Origin of the sequence: Bartonella fuyuanensis (assembly GCF_014197255.1) — a bacterium.
In the GTDB taxonomy this organism is placed as follows: domain Bacteria; phylum Pseudomonadota; class Alphaproteobacteria; order Rhizobiales; family Rhizobiaceae; genus Bartonella; species Bartonella fuyuanensis.
In genome coordinates this window covers 1-5,110 of sequence record NZ_JACIFE010000042.1, presented here as the reverse complement: position 1 = coordinate 5,110, position 5,110 = coordinate 1, and the positions used below count along the sequence as shown (strand labels likewise).

Sequence of the window (5,110 nt, the reverse complement as noted above, 5' to 3'; positions counted from 1 at the left end):
ATTTTAAGGAAACAACTTATAAAAAAGACCTATAAAATTATTCCATAGATGATCAAAATCCCTTTTTATGGGCTTTTGTCTATTTTATCGGTTATGTCTGTTTATTTAACAGACGAATCTTATGATTTTAGTGAATGATTAAAATGTGCTTTATGAAAAGCATATGATCCTTTAAAGCTTTTCAAAAGATAGCTTGTAACTTATAATAAATGTTATCAAGATCCTTATGGTTGTTAGTTTTGGTGGTTTTGTGGGTTCTTTTTATACGTATTATTTTATTTTTTTAATCAAAAATAAAAGTTTATTATATTTCAATATGTTAACTTTTATCAAGTTTCACAAAAAACAACCTATATCAAAATACAACCTGTAAATTCAATTAATGCTATATGTTTTGTAGGTGTTTTGGGGGTTTTAAAAACAGACAAAACCTATAAGTAATATAAGAAAATGAATATATATCACCCTCTTTAAACAAAGCTTTTGAAAAGGATAAATCTATCATTTTAGATTACGGTATAATCTTTTAAAGGCAATGTAAAAGAAGCATATTCAATTTAAGATAGGGTTTCTTAAAAGTCTTAAAGCAATCCAAAGTAGAGTATCTAAAAATGCAAGCCTCATCTTTTAGAATAATGCATATTAGGATTGTATCTAATCAACTTCACAAAAGAGATATAGATTATGGTTATAAGCTCTATACCCCTTATGCGTTTATCATACTCATTATGTGAGCATGCTTTATAAGTTATTCAGTTTCTCTTAATACCAAATTTGGTAGTTTTTTTACGATTTTCATTGTTTCTAAACTTACAGTAATAACCCTTTGAAACAACTCTAGAGGGTAGGCGGGGTTTCCAACGGTTTCAACAGCATAGCGATTGGCATCATTGACAATACCACTCTTTTTATCAGTCTTTACACATTGACGCCCCATAACCCATTCAAGAGCGGGTCTACCATTGACGATATACTCATAAGCTTCAAGAGGGATATCTGTTATTGTGATATTGTTATTATAAATAACGGTGGTTTTATCTTTCTCTTTACCTGCTTTTGCGAACTTCATTTCAGTTACATAATAAAACTTTTCTGGATTAGAGATCTTTGTTAATTTTGGATTACCCTTTTTAAAGGTCACGGGATAAGGCTCTACATCTTCATAATTCACGTGCAAATGACCCAATTCACGTCCAGCTGTTACAAACTTCCAAAAATCATCAGCACTCTTTACACAAGGGATACGAGGCAGTTCTTTAGAGAGGTTATCAGCATAACGAGCACGATAATCTTCCGAATGAAGTAGACCGTACACATAATAGAATAGATCATCTTTTGTTATGGTTTCATTCGAATAAGCAGCTTTAAAATGTGCTAATCCCGCATCTGTAATGCCATCACGAACTTTCTTTTTTACACTTGCAGCAAATAAACTCTGGTTATGATGTTTTTTTTCATCAGAATATAATAAAAGTGGATAGCATTTTGTTGTATCTAATGTGTGATAATTGATTGGTTTATTAGTCATGAGACAGGAAAAATGAGATAGACTTCCTTTACCCGAAATACAAATTCCAAGATTATGCGGAATATCTGAATTAAAAAATTGATGCGTTTGTCCTAGTATTTCATTAAGGAATGGTGATGTATAATGCCACATTGTCATAAACGGGCGATAAAGAACGAGAGCTTTTAGATTTGGTTCAAATTTTGCATCTATCTCTTGCTTCAGTTTGGAGCGAAGCCCCCCTAGACCATCCAATTTTTGTAGCATCATAATCAATAATTTCTTTTACAGATATAGACGGATTCTTGGAGATAAGTCGTTTTTGTATATTAAAATATTTGATTGTTTTTTGAATAGATTCATCTAGTGCATCATTCGAAAAATTATAAACCCAAGCATCTCTATTTGATTGTACACCAAGTGAGACTTCTTCAAAAATTTTAGAATCTATAGGGGTACTTTTATCCCCCATAGGTATGGATTGATCAAAATCAGCAACTCTTTGCTTTATCCAATCATGTTTTTCATTAGGCGTAATCTCAATAAACTGCTTGGATTGTATTATTCCTTTTATGCTTTTTAATTTATGTAAGAGATATAATTTCTCCTTTGTAGAAAGGTCATCACCAATATCATAATAGCAAATTTTACAGGGTTGTTGTGTATTTGGATTGCGTACAAAAAGAGTTATAACTATTCCACTTTGACTTCCAGAGCCAAAAACATTTCCCCCTTCTTTTGATTGTTCCTTTGATTTTATATTTTTTCGAATATCACCACGAAGATTGATGATATAAATAGCAGAATACTCATTTTGTAAGCATCTTCGCATACCATCCGCAAATATTTTATCTATCCATCCATTTCCAGAAACATAGGCTACAACGCCGCCTTTAGAACTTAAACGATTACTAGCCCATCTAATTGCTTGAATATAACTGTTATAAAGCTCTTTACGGTTAGTACCAACATTCAAACCTGATGCGTATGTATTTTTTATGCTATCATTAAGAGTATCATAATAGACATTTGGATTATTATCATTGGCACTTTTTTGACCTGTTGAATAAGGAGGGTTGCCAACAATAACTTGGATATCTGCTTCCTGCTGTTTTTTACACCGCTCTGAATTCTCAAACATATAGCGTGTAAAAAAATCTTTTTCCTCTAACATCAGAAAAGTATCAGTTAAACAAATTCCTTCAAAGGAGATATAATCTCCTTTCATAAGACTATGATAAGTCGATTCAATGTTAATCGCTGCTATGTAATAAGCGAGTAAGACAATTTCATTGGCTTTGATTTCATTTCGAAACTTATACTCCATATCCTCTGGTTTGATGAGTCCAGATTGTAAAAGCCTTGTGATAAAGGTCCCCGTTCCAGTGAAAGGGTCAAGAATAGAGACGCCTCGAGAACTTAAGCTTTGTCCAAACTCTTGCTCTAAAACATCATTGACGGAATGTAAGATAAAATCAACTATTTCAATAGGCGTATAAACAATCCCAAGTTTATCTGTTGTCTTTTTGAATGCCTTAGTAAAAAAATCTTCGTAAAGTTTGATAATAAGATTCTGTTTTGCTTGCGTTTCGATAATACCCTCTGTATCATCCTTTACACTTTGATAAAATTTTTCAAGATCTTTGGCTTCGTCTTTGATATTCATCTTATCAAGTTCAGCTAAGATTTTTTCCATCGCTTGCGAGATGGCGTTTTTACTCACAAACTCATTTCCATCAAACAAGGATTCAAAAATAGGACGTGTCACAAGGTGTTGCGCCAACATCTCGAGTGCATCCTCTTGCTCGATACTGTCATTTAAACCGTTCTTTAATTCTTTATGAAAGGCATCAAAAGCGTGAAAGGCTTCACTCTTTTTATCAGCGAGTATGCTTTTAAGACGAATAATATGATTTTGTGCAATTGCAGCTACATTGCCAGCCCAATTTCCCCACTGATTAGGCTCTCCACATTTTTTGACAATGATGGGCTTAATAGCACGCGATAATTCATCAACATAAAACTCGAATTCTTTTTGTCCTCCATATTTATAAGAGCTTTCACTTGCTACTGAACCAATATGAAGCCCAGCACTTTCCGATTTCGCGTGGAAAGAGAGTTCGTCAACAACTGCGGTCATTGCTTGTAAAGCAGGGTCAAAAGTGACCCCTACAATCTCAAACACATGACGAACATCTTGGTCCAGCTCTAAGGCTTTTATTTTGTTTTTAAAGTTGTCATCATGAGCACGCAAAGCATTGAGAACTTGCCAGATGACATCATACTTTGTATTGTTTTCTAAAGCCTGTTGTGGTGGAATATTAAAGGGAATACCAACGGGTAAAATAATGTAGCCTGTTGTTTTACCTTCTGCGCGGCGCATCACACGCCCCACAGCCTGTATCACATCCACATGACTTTTACGCGGGTGTAAAAACATAACCGCATCAAGAGCAGGGACATCGACTCCTTCAGAGAGACATCGGACATTGGTTAACACACGGCAGTTATTCTCATCTGTCTCTTCTTTAAGCCAATCAAGTAATTTATTACGATTTTTGCCATTAAAAGATCCATCAATATGCTTAACATCAAAGATAAGAGAAGTCTTACTTTCGGGAACAAATTTATGATATTCATCAATAGCATCATTGAATAGTTCGCTGACTAGTTGAGACGTATTGATACTTTTACAAAAAGCCAGAGAACGACGCATAGGTTTTATGCCATCTTCTTCTTTCTTTTCTATTTGGGAAAGTACTTTGTAGCAGCCAATGATTTTGGTTGTATCATCAAGAATAAGTTCGGAATTTTTATCTTTAAGGCGTTTCTGAATCGTTGCGTTAATAATTGCTTCATCAACAGCCAAGACGATAACTTTATAGGGTGTTAAAAGTTTATCTTTTAGAGCTTTTGAAAAAGTATACGTGTAAAGATTTTTTCCATAGAGCTCTTCATCATCCATGGACGCCAGAACAGCATCAGATGCGTCAGCCTTCTTTTTCAGCTTGTCGGTAAAGATTTTAGGGGTTGCCGTCATGTACAGACGTTTTTTACCCCGAATGATGCTGTTATCATGAACCTTGATAAAATCAGATTCACGCTTGTCTGTTCCTAACACAGCTCCAGTGGTACGGTGTGCTTCATCACAAATGATGAGATCAAATTCGGGTAAATCATACTTTTTTTGTGCATCTGAAATCACTTGGATAGAATGATAAGTTGAAAACACCACGGTCATTACATCAAGAGAAGTTTTATTGGCTTTACGCGCAAGCTCTTTGGCATCGGTAGTAGCTGGTAAAACAAGGTCTGATGCATTGAGACCAGCTTCATCATCATTTTTATTCTTACAACGCTTACCCACTTGTGTATCCGAACACACGGCAAAAGAACGCAAGGATATTTCTGTATCTTCTGTCCATTCACGAATTGTTTGAGAGATAAGAGCGAGAGAGGGTACCAGAAACAAAATACGCTTGCCTTTCCCAGCAAGGGTTTCTGCTATCTTCAAACTGGTGAAAGTCTTGCCCGTTCCACATGCCATAATCAGCTTGCCACGGTCTGCTTCTTTTAAACCTTCACAGACTTTCTTAAGGGCTT

The 5,110-nt window shown here is 34.9% G+C and carries 1 pseudogene; it reads right to left on the bottom strand.

The annotated features are described in order from the left end of the window. Window positions 1–748 precede the first annotated feature (748 nt). Window positions 749–5,110, bottom strand: a pseudogene (locus tag GGR08_RS07600) (type ISP restriction/modification enzyme); the annotation flags it as partial.